Source organism: Phycicoccus avicenniae (assembly GCF_018139485.1).
Lineage (GTDB): Bacteria > Actinomycetota > Actinomycetes > Actinomycetales > Dermatophilaceae > Phycicoccus > Phycicoccus avicenniae.
The window spans coordinates 1-14,108 of sequence record NZ_JAGSNF010000022.1 but is presented as its reverse complement, the minus strand read 5'-3'; the positions used below and the strand labels follow the sequence as shown (position 1 = coordinate 14,108).

15 protein-coding genes are annotated in these 14,108 nt (G+C 75.1%); 6 read left to right on the top strand and 9 right to left on the bottom strand.

What is annotated here, in order from left to right; all coding sequences use genetic code 11:
- Nucleotides 1-31 precede the first annotated feature (31 nt).
- Nucleotides 32-874, bottom strand: coding sequence for a DNA-formamidopyrimidine glycosylase family protein (locus KC207_RS15035; protein ID WP_211604137.1), 843 nt, complete (start codon nucleotides 872-874; stop codon nucleotides 32-34).
- A gap of 83 nt (nucleotides 875-957) precedes the next feature.
- On the opposite strand from KC207_RS15035, the gene KC207_RS15030 reads away from it, so the two are divergent.
- Together KC207_RS15030 and KC207_RS15025 are read left to right on the top strand one after the other, a co-directional pair.
- Nucleotides 958-1,497, top strand: coding sequence for an ArsR/SmtB family transcription factor (locus KC207_RS15030; RefSeq protein WP_211604136.1), 540 nt, complete (start codon nucleotides 958-960; stop codon nucleotides 1,495-1,497).
- Nucleotides 1,494-2,351: a M23 family metallopeptidase gene (locus tag KC207_RS15025; RefSeq protein ID WP_211604135.1), complete on the top strand. Its 858-nt coding sequence runs from the start codon at nucleotides 1,494-1,496 to the stop codon at nucleotides 2,349-2,351. Before KC207_RS15030 ends, KC207_RS15025 begins: the two co-directional genes overlap by 4 nt.
- A gap of 12 nt (nucleotides 2,352-2,363) precedes the next feature.
- Here the strand turns inward: KC207_RS15025 and KC207_RS15020 are convergent, their stop codons facing one another.
- A complete protein-coding gene (locus KC207_RS15020) occupies nucleotides 2,364-3,635 on the bottom strand; it encodes a glutaminase (protein ID WP_211604134.1) in 1,272 nt (423 codons plus the stop codon).
- A 79-nt stretch (nucleotides 3,636-3,714) separates the two neighbouring features.
- Between KC207_RS15020 and KC207_RS15015 the strand changes: the two genes are divergently transcribed.
- Complete coding sequence (locus KC207_RS15015) at nucleotides 3,715-3,939, top strand: hypothetical protein (protein ID WP_211604133.1); 225 nt, start codon at nucleotides 3,715-3,717, stop codon at nucleotides 3,937-3,939.
- Nucleotides 3,940-4,010: 71 nt separating this feature from the next.
- On the opposite strand, the gene KC207_RS15010 is transcribed toward KC207_RS15015, so the two are convergent.
- The 3 genes from KC207_RS15010 to KC207_RS15000 are packed head-to-tail and all read right to left on the bottom strand — an operon-like array spanning nucleotide 4,011 to nucleotide 6,742.
- Nucleotides 4,011-4,661 (bottom strand): nucleoside/nucleotide kinase family protein, encoded by a 651-nt coding sequence (locus KC207_RS15010; RefSeq protein WP_211604132.1) that lies wholly within the window; start codon nucleotides 4,659-4,661, stop codon nucleotides 4,011-4,013.
- Entirely contained in the window at nucleotides 4,662-5,612 is a 951-nt protein-coding gene (locus KC207_RS15005) for a patatin-like phospholipase family protein (protein ID WP_211604131.1), read from the bottom strand. It abuts the gene before it with no gap.
- Nucleotides 5,613-5,653: 41 nt separating this feature from the next.
- Nucleotides 5,654-6,742 (bottom strand): alkene reductase, encoded by a 1,089-nt coding sequence (locus tag KC207_RS15000; protein WP_211604130.1) that lies wholly within the window; start codon nucleotides 6,740-6,742, stop codon nucleotides 5,654-5,656.
- Nucleotides 6,743-6,881: 139 nt separating this feature from the next.
- Here KC207_RS15000 and KC207_RS14995 point away from each other — a divergent pair, with 139 nt between their 5' ends.
- A complete protein-coding gene (locus KC207_RS14995; protein ID WP_211604129.1) occupies nucleotides 6,882-7,541 on the top strand; it encodes an AMIN-like domain-containing (lipo)protein in 660 nt (219 codons plus the stop codon).
- Between the two features lie 28 nt (nucleotides 7,542-7,569).
- Here the strand turns inward: KC207_RS14995 and KC207_RS14990 are convergent, their stop codons facing one another.
- Entirely contained in the window at nucleotides 7,570-8,601 is a 1,032-nt protein-coding gene (locus KC207_RS14990) for a GNAT family N-acetyltransferase (protein ID WP_211604128.1), read from the bottom strand.
- A gap of 104 nt (nucleotides 8,602-8,705) precedes the next feature.
- Between KC207_RS14990 and KC207_RS14985 the strand changes: the two genes are divergently transcribed.
- A complete protein-coding gene (locus tag KC207_RS14985; RefSeq protein WP_211604127.1) occupies nucleotides 8,706-9,374 on the top strand; it encodes an SDR family NAD(P)-dependent oxidoreductase in 669 nt (222 codons plus the stop codon).
- A gap of 93 nt (nucleotides 9,375-9,467) precedes the next feature.
- Here KC207_RS14985 and KC207_RS14980 read toward each other — a convergent pair whose 3' ends face one another.
- Nucleotides 9,468-10,736 carry an ArgE/DapE family deacylase gene (locus KC207_RS14980; protein ID WP_249138774.1) on the bottom strand — a complete coding sequence of 423 codons (1,269 nt, stop codon included), beginning with the start codon at nucleotides 10,734-10,736 and terminating at the stop codon, nucleotides 9,468-9,470.
- Between the two features lie 67 nt (nucleotides 10,737-10,803).
- Here KC207_RS14980 and KC207_RS14975 point away from each other — a divergent pair, with 67 nt between their 5' ends.
- Nucleotides 10,804-11,724, top strand: a complete 921-nt coding sequence (locus tag KC207_RS14975; protein ID WP_211604126.1) for a cation diffusion facilitator family transporter — start codon at nucleotides 10,804-10,806, stop codon at nucleotides 11,722-11,724.
- A gap of 162 nt (nucleotides 11,725-11,886) precedes the next feature.
- On the opposite strand, the gene KC207_RS14970 is transcribed toward KC207_RS14975, so the two are convergent.
- Together KC207_RS14970 and KC207_RS14965 are read right to left on the bottom strand one after the other, a co-directional pair.
- Entirely contained in the window at nucleotides 11,887-12,483 is a 597-nt protein-coding gene (locus KC207_RS14970) for a DUF5701 family protein (RefSeq protein ID WP_282958979.1), read from the bottom strand.
- Between the two features lie 116 nt (nucleotides 12,484-12,599).
- A complete protein-coding gene (locus tag KC207_RS14965) occupies nucleotides 12,600-13,859 on the bottom strand; it encodes an MFS transporter (RefSeq protein ID WP_249138773.1) in 1,260 nt (419 codons plus the stop codon).
- Nucleotides 13,860-14,108 lie beyond the last annotated feature (249 nt).

The following is a 14,108-nucleotide window of genomic DNA, read 5'->3' as shown; positions in this document are numbered from 1 at the left end:
TCTTCTGCGTGTTGCCCGATCTCGACGTCGGTCAGCGGGAGGCGGCGACCCGCGCCTCCGGACCAGGGCCCGGCTGGCAGTGCGGGCACCACCAGGTGCGCCGGTTCGCGGCGTCGCCGGGCACCTCGGCGACGACCCGGACCGGGCCGCCGCACCGCAGGCAGCCCTGCCGCCGCCGGCCGGTGACCCAGTGGTCCTCGCCGCGCCGGGACGACCCGGTCGTCACCTGGTAGGCGCCGTCGACGGTCGCCGAGTGCCACAGCATCGTCGCCGCCCGCTCGACGAGCCGGCCGACGTCGACGTCCCCGACCCGCGTCCACGGGCTCACCCCGGTGAGGAACGCGAGCTCGTTCGCCCAGAGGTTGCCGAGCCCCGCGACCCGGCGCTGGTCGAGCAGGGCGCTGACGAGCGGCACGTCCGGGTCGGCCCGCAGCCGCCGCTCCGCCTCCGCGGCGTCCCAGTCCTCCCGCAGCGGGTCGGGGCCGAGGCGCCCGACGAGCCGGGCCTCCTCCCGGGTCGGCACGAGGTCGAGGTCGTGCAGCCGCAGCCCCCAGACCGTCCGGTCGTCGTCGAGCCGCAGGACGAGCCGGACCTCGTGCATCAGCCGCGCCGGCAGCCGCTTCCCCGGGCGGGTCACCGACCACTCGCCGTCCATCCGCAGGTGGCTGTGCAGGGTGACCGGCGGGGCGTCACCGGCTCCGGAGAAGCGGGTCAGCAGGTGCTTGCCGTGGGTGTCGTGCCCGAGGACCGAGCGCCCGGTGACGCTGCGGGTCGCGAGCCGGGGGTGGCGCAGGTCGGTGTGCGCGACGGTGCGCCCGGCGAGCTGCCGGTCCAGCCTCCGGGCGAGCCGGAAGACGCTGTCACCCTCGGGCATCGCCCCATCCTCGCCCGGTCGCCGGGGGACGGCGGACGGCGTCTCGTTGGACCGTTATTCCGTGATCACGTAATCTCGTACTCATGACCTCCCTCGACGACCTCGACCGACGGGTGAGCCGGCTGGAACGCCTCCTCACCCCCACGGACGACCCGCGCCCGGACACCGCCGGGGCACCGCCCCCCACGGGGCGCCCTCGACCACCGGCGGACACCGAGACGTTCTGGGCCCTCGACGGCCTCGACCGCCGGCTCCCGGAGGACTCCCGCGGCGCCGTGATGATCGTCGGCGCGGTCGGGACGGCCGACGGCCGGGCGGCGCAGTGGCAGGAGGGCGCCCTCGCCGACGACCTCCTCGACGACGAGTGGTCCACCGCCGCCGAGGCGCTGGCCGCCCTCGGACACCCGGCCCGGCTGCGGATCCTCCAGGAGGTGCTGCGCGGGGTGTCGACGGCCCGAGACCTCGCCGCACTCGAGGACCTGGGCACGACCGGGCAGGTCTACCACCACCTGCGACAGCTCGTCGGCGCCGGCTGGCTGCGCGCCCGGCGCGGCGGGGAGCACGAGGTCCCCGTCGAGCGGGTCGTGCCGCTGCTCACCGCCGTCCTGGGGGCCCGGCGATGACCCGGGTCCGTCGGCTCGTCGCCCCCCTGCAGACGTGGTGGCTGCGGTCGTTCCTCGTCGCCATCCCGCTCGTGACCGTCGTGCCGGTCCCGTGGTGGGGCCACTGGACGGTGCTCGTGGCCCTGATCGGCCTCTCGACGGTTCGCCCACCCCGGCGGGACGACGCCCGACCGGTCGCCGTCCGGGCGCCGGTCCGGGGCCGGTGGGCGGCCCTGAACTCCCCCGGGACCTCCGTGCCGAGCCACGGCGTGCGCGCCTACGGCCAGGCGTTCGCCGTCGACATCGCCCACCCGCGGGCGGACGATGCCGCCGGTGCGGTCGGCTGGGGCCTGCGTCAGCGCCGAGCGGAGGAGTACACGAGCTTCGGCGAGCCGGTGACCGCGGTCGCGGCCGGCACCGTCGTCGCGGTGACCTCGGGCCTCCGGGACCACCGCGCCCGGTCGACGTGGCCCGGCATCGCCTTCATGCTCACGGTCGAGGGGTTCGTCCGCGAGATCGACGGCGCCCGGTTCGTCGTCGGCAACCACGTCGTCATCGACCACGGGGACGGCGTCTTCTCGCTCTCCGCCCACCTGCGCCGGGGCTCGGCGACGGTCCGCCCGGGCGACACGGTCCCGTCCGGTGCGCGGCTCGGCGAGGTCGGCAACTCGGGCAACACGAGCGAGCCGCACCTGCACGTCCAGCTCATGGACCACCCCCGGCCGACGGCCGCCGCGGGCCTGCCGTTCCGGTGGACCGACATCCGCCAGGACCCGGGGGACGCCGATCCGACGTGGGCGCGGGGCCCGGTGTCCACCGACATCGTCGACGGGCTGCCCGCGAACGGCCAGGTGTTCACCGCCGGCGCCGACTGAGCGCGCCGCAGGTCAGGCCAGCGCGGCGCGCAGCCGGTCGGGCGACCACCGCTCGACCTGCCGACCCCGCGCGTCGGCGAACTCCTCGATCGTCCCGTCCGGGTCGACGACGACGATGCGGTGCCCGTCGTCGGCGAGCTTCGTCGCGTTCTCCGCCGACACCCGCCAGGTGACGGGCCGCACCTCGTCGACGCGGCTCATGTCGAAGACGACGAGGGTCGTCGGCGGGGGATTCTCGACGAGCTCGACGGTCAGGGCCTCGATGCTGCTGAGGACGATGTCGCCCTGGAGGACGTAGACCGTCGCCGGCTCGCCGTCGACGGTCACGGACTGCCGCTCGCGCAGGGCGGAGCGCGAGGGCCGGCCGGCCTCCATGAGGTGCAGCCCCATGTCGTCGCTCATCCGCTCCATCATCGCGACGCCGCGGGCGCTGTTGCCGTGCGCGTCGAGCCGGGGCGAGAACACGGCGAGCCCGACCTGGCCGGGCAGGACGCCGATGATCCCCCCGGCGACCCCGCTCTTCGCGGGGATGCCGACGGCGGTGAACCAGTCCCCCGCCGCGTCGTACATGCCGCACGAGGCCATGACGCTCAGCACCTGCCGGGTGGTCTCCCGGCACACCACCTGCTCGCCGGTCTGCGGCTGCACCCCGCCGTTGGCGAGCGTCGCGGCCATGAGCGCGAGGTCCCGCACGTCGACCGACGCGGCGCACTGCCTGACGTAGCCCTCGACGGCGGCGCGGGGGTGCCGGGCAAGACCACCGGTCGCCTCGAGGAGGTAGGCGAGCCCGAGGTTGCGCGACGCCGTCGACATCTCGGAGGCGGCCACCGACTCGTCGACCTCGACGTCGCGGCCGGTGAGCGTGGAGAAGAACCGCAGGACCCGGTCGACGCCGTCGTCCTCGTCCTGCGCGACGAGGGCGTGCGTCGCGATCGCCCCGGCGTTGATCATCGGGTTGAGCGGGCGGCCCGTCTCCCGGTCCAGGGACAGCTCGTTGAAGGCCTCGCCGCTCGGCTCGACCCCGACGTGCTCGAGCACCCGGGCGACCCCGTGCTCCTCGAGGGCGAGGGCGTAGGCGAACGGCTTGCTCATCGACTGGATGCTGAACCGGTGGTCGGCGTCGCCCGAGGCGTAGACCGTGCCGTTGACGGTGCACAGGGCGACGGCCGCACGGTCGGGGTCGGCCGCCGCGAGGTCCGGGATGTAGTCGGCCGTCGCGCCGCTCGTGACGTGCGCGGTCCCCTCGAAGATCGCGTCGAGGTAGTCGAGGATCGGGGAGCGCATCCCCCGACGCTAGCCGGGCAGCGGCCGGGTCGCCCGCGGCGCACAGGCCCGGTCGCCCCTCGGGCGTAGCGTCGGCGTCGTGCGCCGCGTCCCCCTCCGTCACCTGCCACCGTGGCTCGTCGTCCTCGTCGGCGCGGTCGTCGTCGGAGTCGTCCTCGTCGTCGGGCTCACCCAGGAACGGCTCGCCCCCGGCCGCGCCCTGCTGCTCGTCCTGCTCGCGCTGTCGGCGACGGCCCTTCCGCTCGTGCGCCGGACGCGGGGGCGTCGTCCCAAGCCCCGGTCGAGGGGCCGCGACGCGCCGTGACGCCGATCGCTCGCCCGACATGTCGTGGCCTCTCGACCACCGGGACGGCCGCGCACCGGTGCGACGTGGGGTCAGAGGCGCCAGCCGCCGTCGACGGCGACGACCCGACGGTCGGCCCGGTCCGCCCCTTCGCGGACGGCGTCGGCGTTCGGCTCGTCGACCGCGGCCATCCAGGCCCGCGCCTCGTCCGGGTCCTTGCCGAAGGCGACGTGCCGGGCGAGCAGCCGGTCCCACCAGACGTCGCGGTCCTCGTCGACGAACCACACCTCGTCGAGCGCCTCCCGGGCCACGCGCCACTCCGGCCGGTCCAGGAGCAGGTAGTTGCCCTCGGTGACGACGACCCGGGCCCCGGCCGGGACGACGACGGCGCCGGCGATCGGCTGCTCGAGGTCCCGCTCGAACCCGGGCGCGTACACGTCGTCCTCGACGTCCTCGCGCAGCCGGCGCAGCAGCGCCGCGTAGCCGAGGGCGTCGAAGGTGTCCGGCGCCCCCTTGCGGTCCCGCCGCCCCAGCCGGTCGAGCTGGACGTCGGCCAGGTGGAACCCGTCCATCGGCACCTGCACCGCCCACGCGTCCCCGTGCCGGGCGCACAGCCTGGCGACGAGGGCGGCGGCGAGCGTCGACTTCCCGGCCCCGGGGACCCCGGCGACCCCGAGCAGCGCCCGGCCCCGACCGGACGCGAGCCCGGCGGCCAGGTCGGCGAGCCCCTCGGCGCCCGTCATTCAGACCCCCGCGTCATCGAGGGCCTTCTCGGTGAGCTCGCGGCCGAGGGCGATCATCTCGGCGGCGCGGTGGAAGTCCATCGTCCGGCACGCGTCCGTCGGCACCGTGACGAGCACGTCCGGCGGGTTGCTCGCCATCCGGTACCTAGTGATGAGGGCCGCCATCGTGTCGAACGAGCGGTTGAAGATCTCGGCGGACTGGAGGTCCTTCGGCGCCGGCGTGTGGTCCGGGGCCTCCGGCGTCTCCGGGGACCCCGCGGCGCCCACGTCGGTCTCGGCGGCGCCCTCGGCGACGGCGCCCGCCCGGCGCGCGGCCAGCCGGTGGGTGAGCGCCCGGACCGGCCCGACGATGCCGCTCGCCGTCCGGACCGGCGAGGCGTGCTCCCGCAGGACCCCGTGCCGGTGCCCGCCCTGGAGCGACACGGCGACGGTGAGGTCGGAGGGCGCCGCGGCGGTCGGCTCGATGGGGACCGGGTTCATCAGCCCGCCGTCGACGAGCAGGCGGCCGTCGACGACGATCGGTGTCACGAGGCTGGGGATGGCGACGGAGGCGCGGATCGCGGTCGCCATCGGCCCGCGCTGGAACCACACCTCGCGGCGGTGGTCGAGGTCGGTCGCGACCGCGGTGAACGGGATGGCGCAGTCCTCGATGAGGCGGCCCTCGAGGATCTCGCCCACCCGGCTGAAGACCCGCTCGGCGCGGATGGCCCCTCCGCCGCCGACGTTCATGTCGAGCAGCCGCCACACGTCGAACTGGCTGAGGCCCGTGACCCACTCGGTGTAGGCGTCGAGCCGCTCGGCGGCCGCCAGCCCGCCGACGAGCGCCCCCATCGAGGTCCCGGCGACGGCGACGACCTCGTGACCGCGCTCGCGCAGCACCTGGATCGCCCCGATGTGCGCGTACCCCCGCGCACCCCCCGCCCCGAGGGCGAGCGCCACCCGTCGACCCATGGCCGCAGGATACGCCCGCCCCCGGGGTCCGGACGCCGCGCTCAGGCGGCCGGGTAGTCCGTGTAACCCTCGGCGCCACCGCCGTAGAACGTCGACGGGTCGGGCTCGTTGAGGTCGATCCCCTCGGCCCAGCGTCGCGGCAGGTCCGGGTTGGCGAGGAACGGCCGACCGACGACGACGGCGTCGGCGAGCCCGGCGTCGAGCACCTCCTGGGCGTTCTCCCGGGTCGTCACCTCGGCGAAGCCGGAGTTGAGGAACAGCGGACCGTCGAACGCGCCGCGCAGCGTCCGCACGAGCGGCGCCTGCGGGTCGGCGAGGACCGACAGGTACGCGAGGTCGAGGTCGGCGATGCCCTCGAGGAACGCGAGGTAGGTCGCCTCGGTCTCGGCGACGTCGTCCTCGATCACGCCCTGGATGTCGTGCGACGGGGAGATCCGCAGCCCGACCCGCTCGGCGCCGATCGCCTCGGCGACCCGGCGGACGACCTCGATCCCGAAGCGGGCGCGGGCCTGCGGGCTGCCGCCCCACGCGTCGGTGCGGGTGTTGCTGCTCGGGGCGAGGAACTGGTGGACGAGGTAGCCGTTGGCCCCGTGGACCTCGACGCCGTCGAGACCGGCGTCGACGGCGTTCCGGGCGGCGGTGACGAAGCCCTCGACGGCCTGCTCGACCTCGTCGGTCTCCAACGCCCGGGGGACCGGGTGCGGCTTCGGCCCCTGCGCCGTCACCATCTCACCCGGCGCGGCGATGGCGCTCGGGGCGACCGACTCCAGGCCGTCCTTGTTGTCCGGGTGGGCCACCCGGCCCGCGTGCATCAGCTGGACGACGATGCGCCCGCCCTCGGCGTGCACGGCGTCGGCGACCCGGCGCCAGCCGGCCAGCTGCTCGGGGCTGTGCACCCCGGGGGTGTCGAGGTAACCCTGGCCGACGGCGGTCGGCTGGCTGCCCTCGGTGACGATGAGCCCCGCCGAGGCACGCTGCCGGTAGTACTCGACCTGCAGGTCGCCCGGCACGGTGCCCGTGGCGCGGTTGCGGGTCAGGGGCGCCATGACGAGGCGGTTGGGCAGGCGCCCGAGGGGGGTGTCGAGCGGGTCGAGGAGGTCGGGGGCCGAGGAGGGCGTCTCACTGGTCATGCAATCTTCAACCACATCCGGGCCGTGCTGTTCCCGCGGCCCGGTCGGGCGTCGAAGGTCTCGGAACGACACCGGTCGGAGCGTCGTCCGACGTGAGGAGACCGGGGCGCGCGACAATCGACCCGTGGAAGGAGCACCCATGACCGGACCCAGCAGGCGCCGCCGGACGACCGCCGTCGTCGGCGCCGCCCTCGTGCTCGCCGTGACCGCCGGGTGCGGGGACGGCGACGAGGACCTTGCCTCGACCACCGACCCCGCACCGACGGGCAGCAGCGCGAGCCCGTCCCCGTCCGCGTCCGACACGGAGTCGGCGTCGCCGTCGGCCTCCCCCTCCCCCTCGCTCGAGGTGCCGGAGGGCTTCGGCACCGAGGAGCAGGCGTCCGACTCCTGGCCGGAGCTCGGCCCGCGGGTCGGCGTCGGGACCGCCGTCCGCGTCGGGCGGCACGAGGGCTACGACCGCGTCGTCTACGAGTTCTCCGGGTCCGGGCTGCCGACCTACCAGGTCGAGTGGGTCGACGAGCCGGTCCAGAGCGGCTCCGGGAACACGGTGGAGGTCCCCGGGGACGCCTACCTGTCCGTCCGGGCCTCGACCGTCGAGATCCCGACCGACTCCCAGCCGCAGCCGCAGGCCCCGGGGGCCGGCCGGCTCGACGGCACCGTCGTCGCCTCCGCCGAGCCGATCTGGGGCGGGTTCGAGGGGTACGGCGAGACCTTCGTCGGCGTCACCGGCGAGGAGCGGCCGTTCCGGGTGCTCGTCCTGGAGGAGCCGACCCGGCTCGTCGTCGACGTCTGGCGCTGAGCCCGGCCCGGTCGGACCGGGCGCGGTCTCAGATCGCGAGGTCCCGGTGCCAGGACTGGGTCTTGTAGTCCGTGACCCAACCGAGGTCGAGGTAGAGGGCGTCCGCGCGGGTCGGGGAGTCGTCGTCGACCTCGAGGCCGACCCGGCTGTTGCCCCGGCGTGCGCTGTCGGCGATGACCGCCCGTAGCAGTGCCTTGGCGACACCCTTCCCCCGGGCCCGCCGGTGCACGCCGATGTAGTCGACGTAGCTGCCCTCGCGGCCGGAGGCGTCCGGGCCGAGGACCGACGCCACGACCGCGCCGGCGGGCTCGACGCCGTGCTCGGTCTCGACCGTGGCGAGCCACCAGTGGTCCCACCGGTGCCCCGGGTCCTCGCGCAGCCGGGCGACGAACTCGGGGAAGCTCTCGGGGTAGGAGCTGAAGTGGTCCTGGAAGGACTCCTCGAGGACGCGGTGGACGGCCTGGAGGTCCTGGGCCACGGGCAGGCCGTTGTCGTCGTGTCGGTCGAGCGAGCGGACGACGACCCCGGGCTTCGGGGACGGCAGGGACGTGGCCTCCTGGGGCAGGACCGGGCGGGTCATCTGCAGCCAGGTGCGGGTGTGCCGGTAGCCGGCCGCGGTGAGGAACTCCTGCTGCCGCAGGTCGTCGGCGTAGCAGCCGGAGTCCAGGAGGGTGGTGTCGAGCGAGCGCAGCGAGGCGATCTCGTGCGCGTAGCGGTCGACGGCGTCGAAGAGCGCGGAGGCGACGGCGTCGGCGGTGGCGCGGGGCAGGGCGGGTGAGACCGTCACCTCGACGAGCGTCCGGCCCGCCGCACGGTCGTGGACCGACACCCACCCGACGACGCGGCCGTCGCCGTCCTCGACGAGCGCCTGACGGCGGGTCCAGGAGCCGAGCCCGACGAGCTGTCCGAGCACGGCCTCGACGTCGGCGGAGGAGCTGCCCTTGGCGGCCTCCTGATGGGCGGCGAGCAGGGCCGTCACCTGGGGTCCGTCGTCGGCCTCGGGTCCTCTGGCGGTGAAGGGTTCCGGAAGTCCGTCGATGGTCACCTCGGCGTCGCTCATCCCCCCAGTCTCCCACCCCCGTCGAGCACGCTCCGGGGGCCTCCCGACGGACGGACCGGGCCCCGGCGGGGAAGAGACCCGGGGTCGACGGGGTTGGCCCGGACATGACGACACTCGCCATCATCGGAGCAGGTCAGGGGCTCGGCGCCGCCGTCGCCCGTCGTTTCGGCCGGGAGGGCTTCACCGTCGCCCTCGTGTCCCGGCACCAGGGCCGGGTCGACGCCCTCGCGTCGCAGCTGCAGGCGGACGGAGTGACCGCCCGGGGCTACACCGCGGACGTGCGCGACCCCTCGTCGCTGCGCACGACGCTCGAGCGGGTCACCGAGGAGCTCGGCCCGATCGAGGTCCTGCAGTACAGCCCGCTGCCGCAGAAGGACTTCATGCGCCCGGTCCTGGAGACCCGGCCGGAGGACCTCGTCGGCCCCGTCGAGTTCTCGATCTACGGGCCCGTGGCCGCGGTCCAGCAGGTGCTCCCGGGCATGCGCTTCCTCCCCGAGGACGCGAACCCGTCGATCCTCTTCGTCAACGGCGGGTCCGCCGTGACACCGGGTCGCACCGTCACCGGGACGTCCGTCGCCTTCGCGGGGCTCGGCGCGTACGTCACGCTGCTGCACGACGAGCTGAAGGACGAGGGCATCCACGTCGGGCAGCTCGTCATCGGCGGCCAGATCCTCGAGGGCGACGCCGAGAAGGACCCCGCCGTCCTCGCCGACCGGCTGTGGGACATGCACACCGGTCGCGGCGACATGCGGGTGCAGATCTCCGCGGACTGACATCGGGACGACCCGTGGGAGGGCCGACCACGTCACGGCGTGGTCGGCCCTCCCACGGTCGGTCCGGGGCGGTGCGTCGGCCGTCGACGCCCGTCAGTGCGCGCCGAGGCGGCGGGCCGCGAGGACGGCGAGCGTGCGGGCCACGGCGTGCACCTCCTCGAGCGGGACGCTCTCCCGCGTCGAGTGCGCGAGCCGGACGTCGCCGGGGCCGTACTGCAGGGTCGGCACGCCCTCGCCGGCGTACAGCCGCAGGTCCGAGCCGTACGGCGCCGCGCCGGTGCCGGGCCGGGCACCCCCGGCCGCCTCGACGGCGTCCGCGACCTCGCCCGCGAGGGGGTGGCCCTCGGGGAGGCGGCCCGACGCGAACCGTCCGCCCGGCCAGGTCACGCGCGGGGGGTGCTCGGCCAGCCACGGGTCGCCGACGGCGCTCTCGGCGACCGCCCGCTCGAACTCCACCTGGGCCGCCCGCGTGGACTCCCCGAGCGCCACCCCGAGCCGGCCCTCGGCGACGAGCAGGTCCGGGACGCTGCTTGCCCAGTCACCGGCGCGCACCGTGCCGATCGTGATGGCGTACGGCAGGTCGTTGCCGTCGAACAGCGGGTCGGGGTCGACGTTGCGCCGTGCCTCGAGCGCCCGGACCGCCTCGTGGACGACCATGAACGACTCGACGGCGGACTGCCCCTCGAGCCGGGTGCTGCCGTGCGTCGCCCGCCCCGGCACCTCGAGCCGGAAGGTGAGCGCGCCGGCGTTCGCCGTGAGCAGCCGGCCGCTCGTCGGCTCGCTGATGACGACCGCGTCGCCGGAGTGGCCGCGTCGCAGCGTCGCGTACGCGCCGAGGCCGCCGTCCTCCTCGCCGACGACGCTGTGCAGCGCCAGCCGCCGCTCAGTGCGCACGCCGGAGCGGTGCAGCGCGCGGGCGACGGCGAGGTTGGCGACGAGGCCGGCCTTCATGTCGCACGACCCGCGCCCGTGCAGCCGCCCGCCCTCGACCGCCGCGACGAACGGGTCGTGGGACCAGGACCAGAGGTCCCCGACGGGGACGACGTCGACGTGCCCGTTGAGCACGAGCGCCGGGGTTCCGCTCCCGGGGGTCGTGCCGACGAGACCCCACGCCTCGTCGCGGGGAGCCTCGATGCCCGGGAAGCCCGGCTCGGCGTAGAGGTCCTCGAGGTCCTCGGCCCACAGGTCCACCTCGAGACCGGCGTCGCGGTACCACGTGGAGAGCAGGTGCTGGGCCTCGCTCTCGGCGGCGGTCCCGGTCACGCTCGGCACGCGGACGAGGTCGGCGAGGGTCTCGACGGTCTCGTCCTCGTCGAGGGCGTCGAGGACGCGGTGTTCGGCATCGGTCAGCGGGGCGGTCACGGCGGCACGCTAACGCGGCGAGTAGCGTCGGCACGACGTGAGTCCCCGGACGCCTCGAGGAGGACCCATGGGCGGCCACCACCACGGCCCCGCCGCGGGCGGTCCGACCGGCCACGCCGGCACCGCTCACCGCTGGCGGCTGCGGCTGGCGTTCGGCCTCGTCGCGACCTTCTTCGTCGTCGAGCTCGTCGCCGGGCTCGTCAGCGGCTCGCTCGCCCTGCTGAGCGACGCCGGGCACATGGCGGCCGACGTCGTCGCGCTCGGCGCCGCGCTCGTCGCGACCAGGATCGCGACCCGGCCCGACACGACCGGCCGGCGCACCTTCGGCTCCTACCGCGCGGAGGTCTTCGCCTCGGGCCTCGCGGTGCTCCTCATGCTCGGGGTGTCGGTCTACATCGTGCTCGAGGCCCTCGCCCGGGTCGGGAGCGAGCCGCAGGTCGCGACGGGGGCGATGCTCCTCGTCGGCGGACTGGGGCTCGTCGTCAACCTCGTCGCGCTGGTCCTCCTGCGCGGCGGCGCGGCCGAGAGCATCAACGTCAAGGGCGCCTACCTCGAGGTCGTCGCCGACACCGTCGGGTCCGTCGGGGTCGTCGTCGCCGGAGTGCTCGTCGCGACGACCGGCGAGGCGGCCTGGGACACCGGGGTCGCCCTCGCCATCGCCGCCTTCGTCGCTTTCCGCGCCGTGCTCCTCGGCCGGGAGGCGCTCGCCGTGCTGGGGCAGCACGCCCCGCCGGGCATCCACCCGGGCGACGCCGAGCGCGCCCTGGGCGACGTGCCGGACGTCGTCGACGTCCACGACCTGCACCTGTGGACGCTCACGTCCGGGATGCACGTCGCGACCGCCCACCTCGTGTGCGCCGACGGGGCCGATCCCGGCGCGGTCCTGCGCGACGCGTCGGCGACGCTGCGCACGGAGTTCGGCATCGAGCACGCGACGATCCAGGTCGAGCCGCGTGGGACCCGCAGCTGCGTCGAGACCAGCTGGTGACCCGCCGGGCCCTCGCGCGGCCCGCGTCCTGCGACCTCGCTGGGTCGGGGCGGTATCGCTGAGTCGGGGCGATATCGCTGGGTCGGTGCCACCTCGACCGGTCGGCGTCCCATGGCGCACGGACGCGGCGCGCGCGCACCGACCCGGCGAGATCCCTCGTCGTCAGGCGACGCGCGACCCGGCCGACGCGACGCCGAGCCAGGAGTGCGGGTTGCCGTCCCAGCACCAGCCGAGCTTGGGCGCGCCGGCGCTGATCCACATCGCCGGGACGCGCCGGTCCCCCCGTCGCGAGCCGGAGAGCATGAAGCAGCGGTTCTTCTCGAGCAACCCGGGGGCGTGCGTGACGACGGCGACCCCCTCCTCGATCGTGAGCGGACTGCGTCCGCGCGCGAGGATCGTCGGCAGCGCGTCCTCCGGTCGGACGTCACGGAACTCCTCGCCCCGGTCGACGTCCAGGAGCAGGTAGGCATCGGGACGCGGCAGCCGCACGTGCTCGGTCGGCCGGTACGGCGCCAGCCCCTTCTCGCCATGGTTGCGGTCCACGACCCCCGGCCGCGTCCCACGCGGGGCGAGCCGGAGCATCGGGACCGCCTGCTCGGGGTCGACGATCTCGCGGGTGACGACGAGGACGAGCGGGGCGCATCCCGGGGAGGCGTGCGGCAGGTCTTCGAGACCGGCCGCGACCTGGCGTAGTGGCTCCAGAAGGTCGCGGAACCGCGCCGGCGACTCCTCGGCGAGGGCGGGGTACCCCCGGTCCAGCAGGGTGGCGATCTGGGCGTCGAGCGCGTCGAGGGCGGCGGTCGGGCTGATGGGGTCCTCCGTGACGTCGGGCGAGGCGGCTGACCGTCAACGCCCGTCCGGGACTCCCGGTTCCCTCACGCGGGGTCGGGGACCCTCTCGCGGACCGGATGCGTCTCCCGGGCGCGCAGCCAGGGCAGGACGGCGAGCACGGTGATGAGTCCGGTGAGGGCGAAGGCGAGCGAGTAGCTGCCGCGGTCGACGAGCATCCCGGCGACGACCGGCCCGATGATCGCCCCGGTGTCCATCGACATCTGGAACGCCGCCAGCGCCGGACCACCGTTGCGCTCCCGCCCGACGATGTCGGCGAGCGCCGCCTGCTGCGCGGGGTTGAGCGAGCCCGCGCCGAGCCCCGCGACGACCGACAGGACGATGAGCGTCGGCAGGTTCGTCGCGAGCCCGGTGGCCGCCGTCGCGACGCCGGAGACGACGAGACCGCCGATGACGTACGGCTTGCGGCCGACCTTGTCGGACGTGCGGCCCGCGAAGGTGAGGCCGACGGCGTTGCCGGCCGCGAAGACGGCGAGGGCCGCCCCCGCGACGAGCGCCTGCTGGGTCTCGCGCGTCGACTGGTCGAGGCTGCTGTCGACGATGACGGCGGCGGCGAACAACGGGAGGATCGCGTTGCGGACCCCGAAGTTGGCCCAGCCGTTCGTGAAGCCGGACGCGACGGCGGCGCGGTAGGCCGAGTCGGCCCAGCCGTCGCGGACGGTCATGACGGGCAGCACGGGGTCGCCCGGCTTGGGGCGCAGCGAGGCGTCCTTGAGGAAGACGAAGACGATCGTCGCGGCGAGCAGCAGCGCGACGGCGTAGACGATGAACGGGACCCGCAACCCGAGGCCGCCGAGGAGCCCGCCGACCGCCGGGCCACCCACCCCGCCGATGAGGAAGGCGGACGCGTAGACCGACGACACCCGGGCCCGGACCGACGGCGGGGCGAGCCGGACGATGAGCGCCATCGCGGAGACGGTGAACATCACCGAGCCGATGCCGCCGAGACCGCGGAAGACGAGCAGCTGCCAGTAGCTGCCGGCGAACGCCGTCGCCCCGGTGGACAGCGCGACGATGACGAGGCCGCTGAGGTAGATCGGCCGCTCGCCGAGCCGGGCGATGAGCCGGCCGCCGGCGGGCGCGAAGCACAGCCGCATGAAGGCGAAGGCGCTGACGACGATGCTGCTCGCGGTGGCGCCGACGCCGAAGCTCTGGGCGAACTGGGGCAGGACCGGGGTGATGAGCCCGAAGCCGAGCGCGATGACGAACGCGGAGGCGATGAGGACCCAGATCTCCCGGGGGATGCGCACGCGGGCGTCGGGGCTGGTCACGGGGTCTGCGGACACGAACGTCCAGTATGCCCGCGACCGGGGACACCGCCGAACCCGCCGCCGAAGGTCGTCGGCGGTGGACTCGGGGAGCGGCCGACTCCTCCGCACGTCGAGATCGGGCAACACGCAGAGGATCCGGCCGGCGACTTCAAGGGGTGAGTGCAACACGACCTGCGGAGGTGTGTTGTGACGTTGAAGGTGGCTCGTCGTTTCGAGGATGTGTTCTGGCGGGAGTACCGCCGGCACGGACGGGTGGAGGTCGCG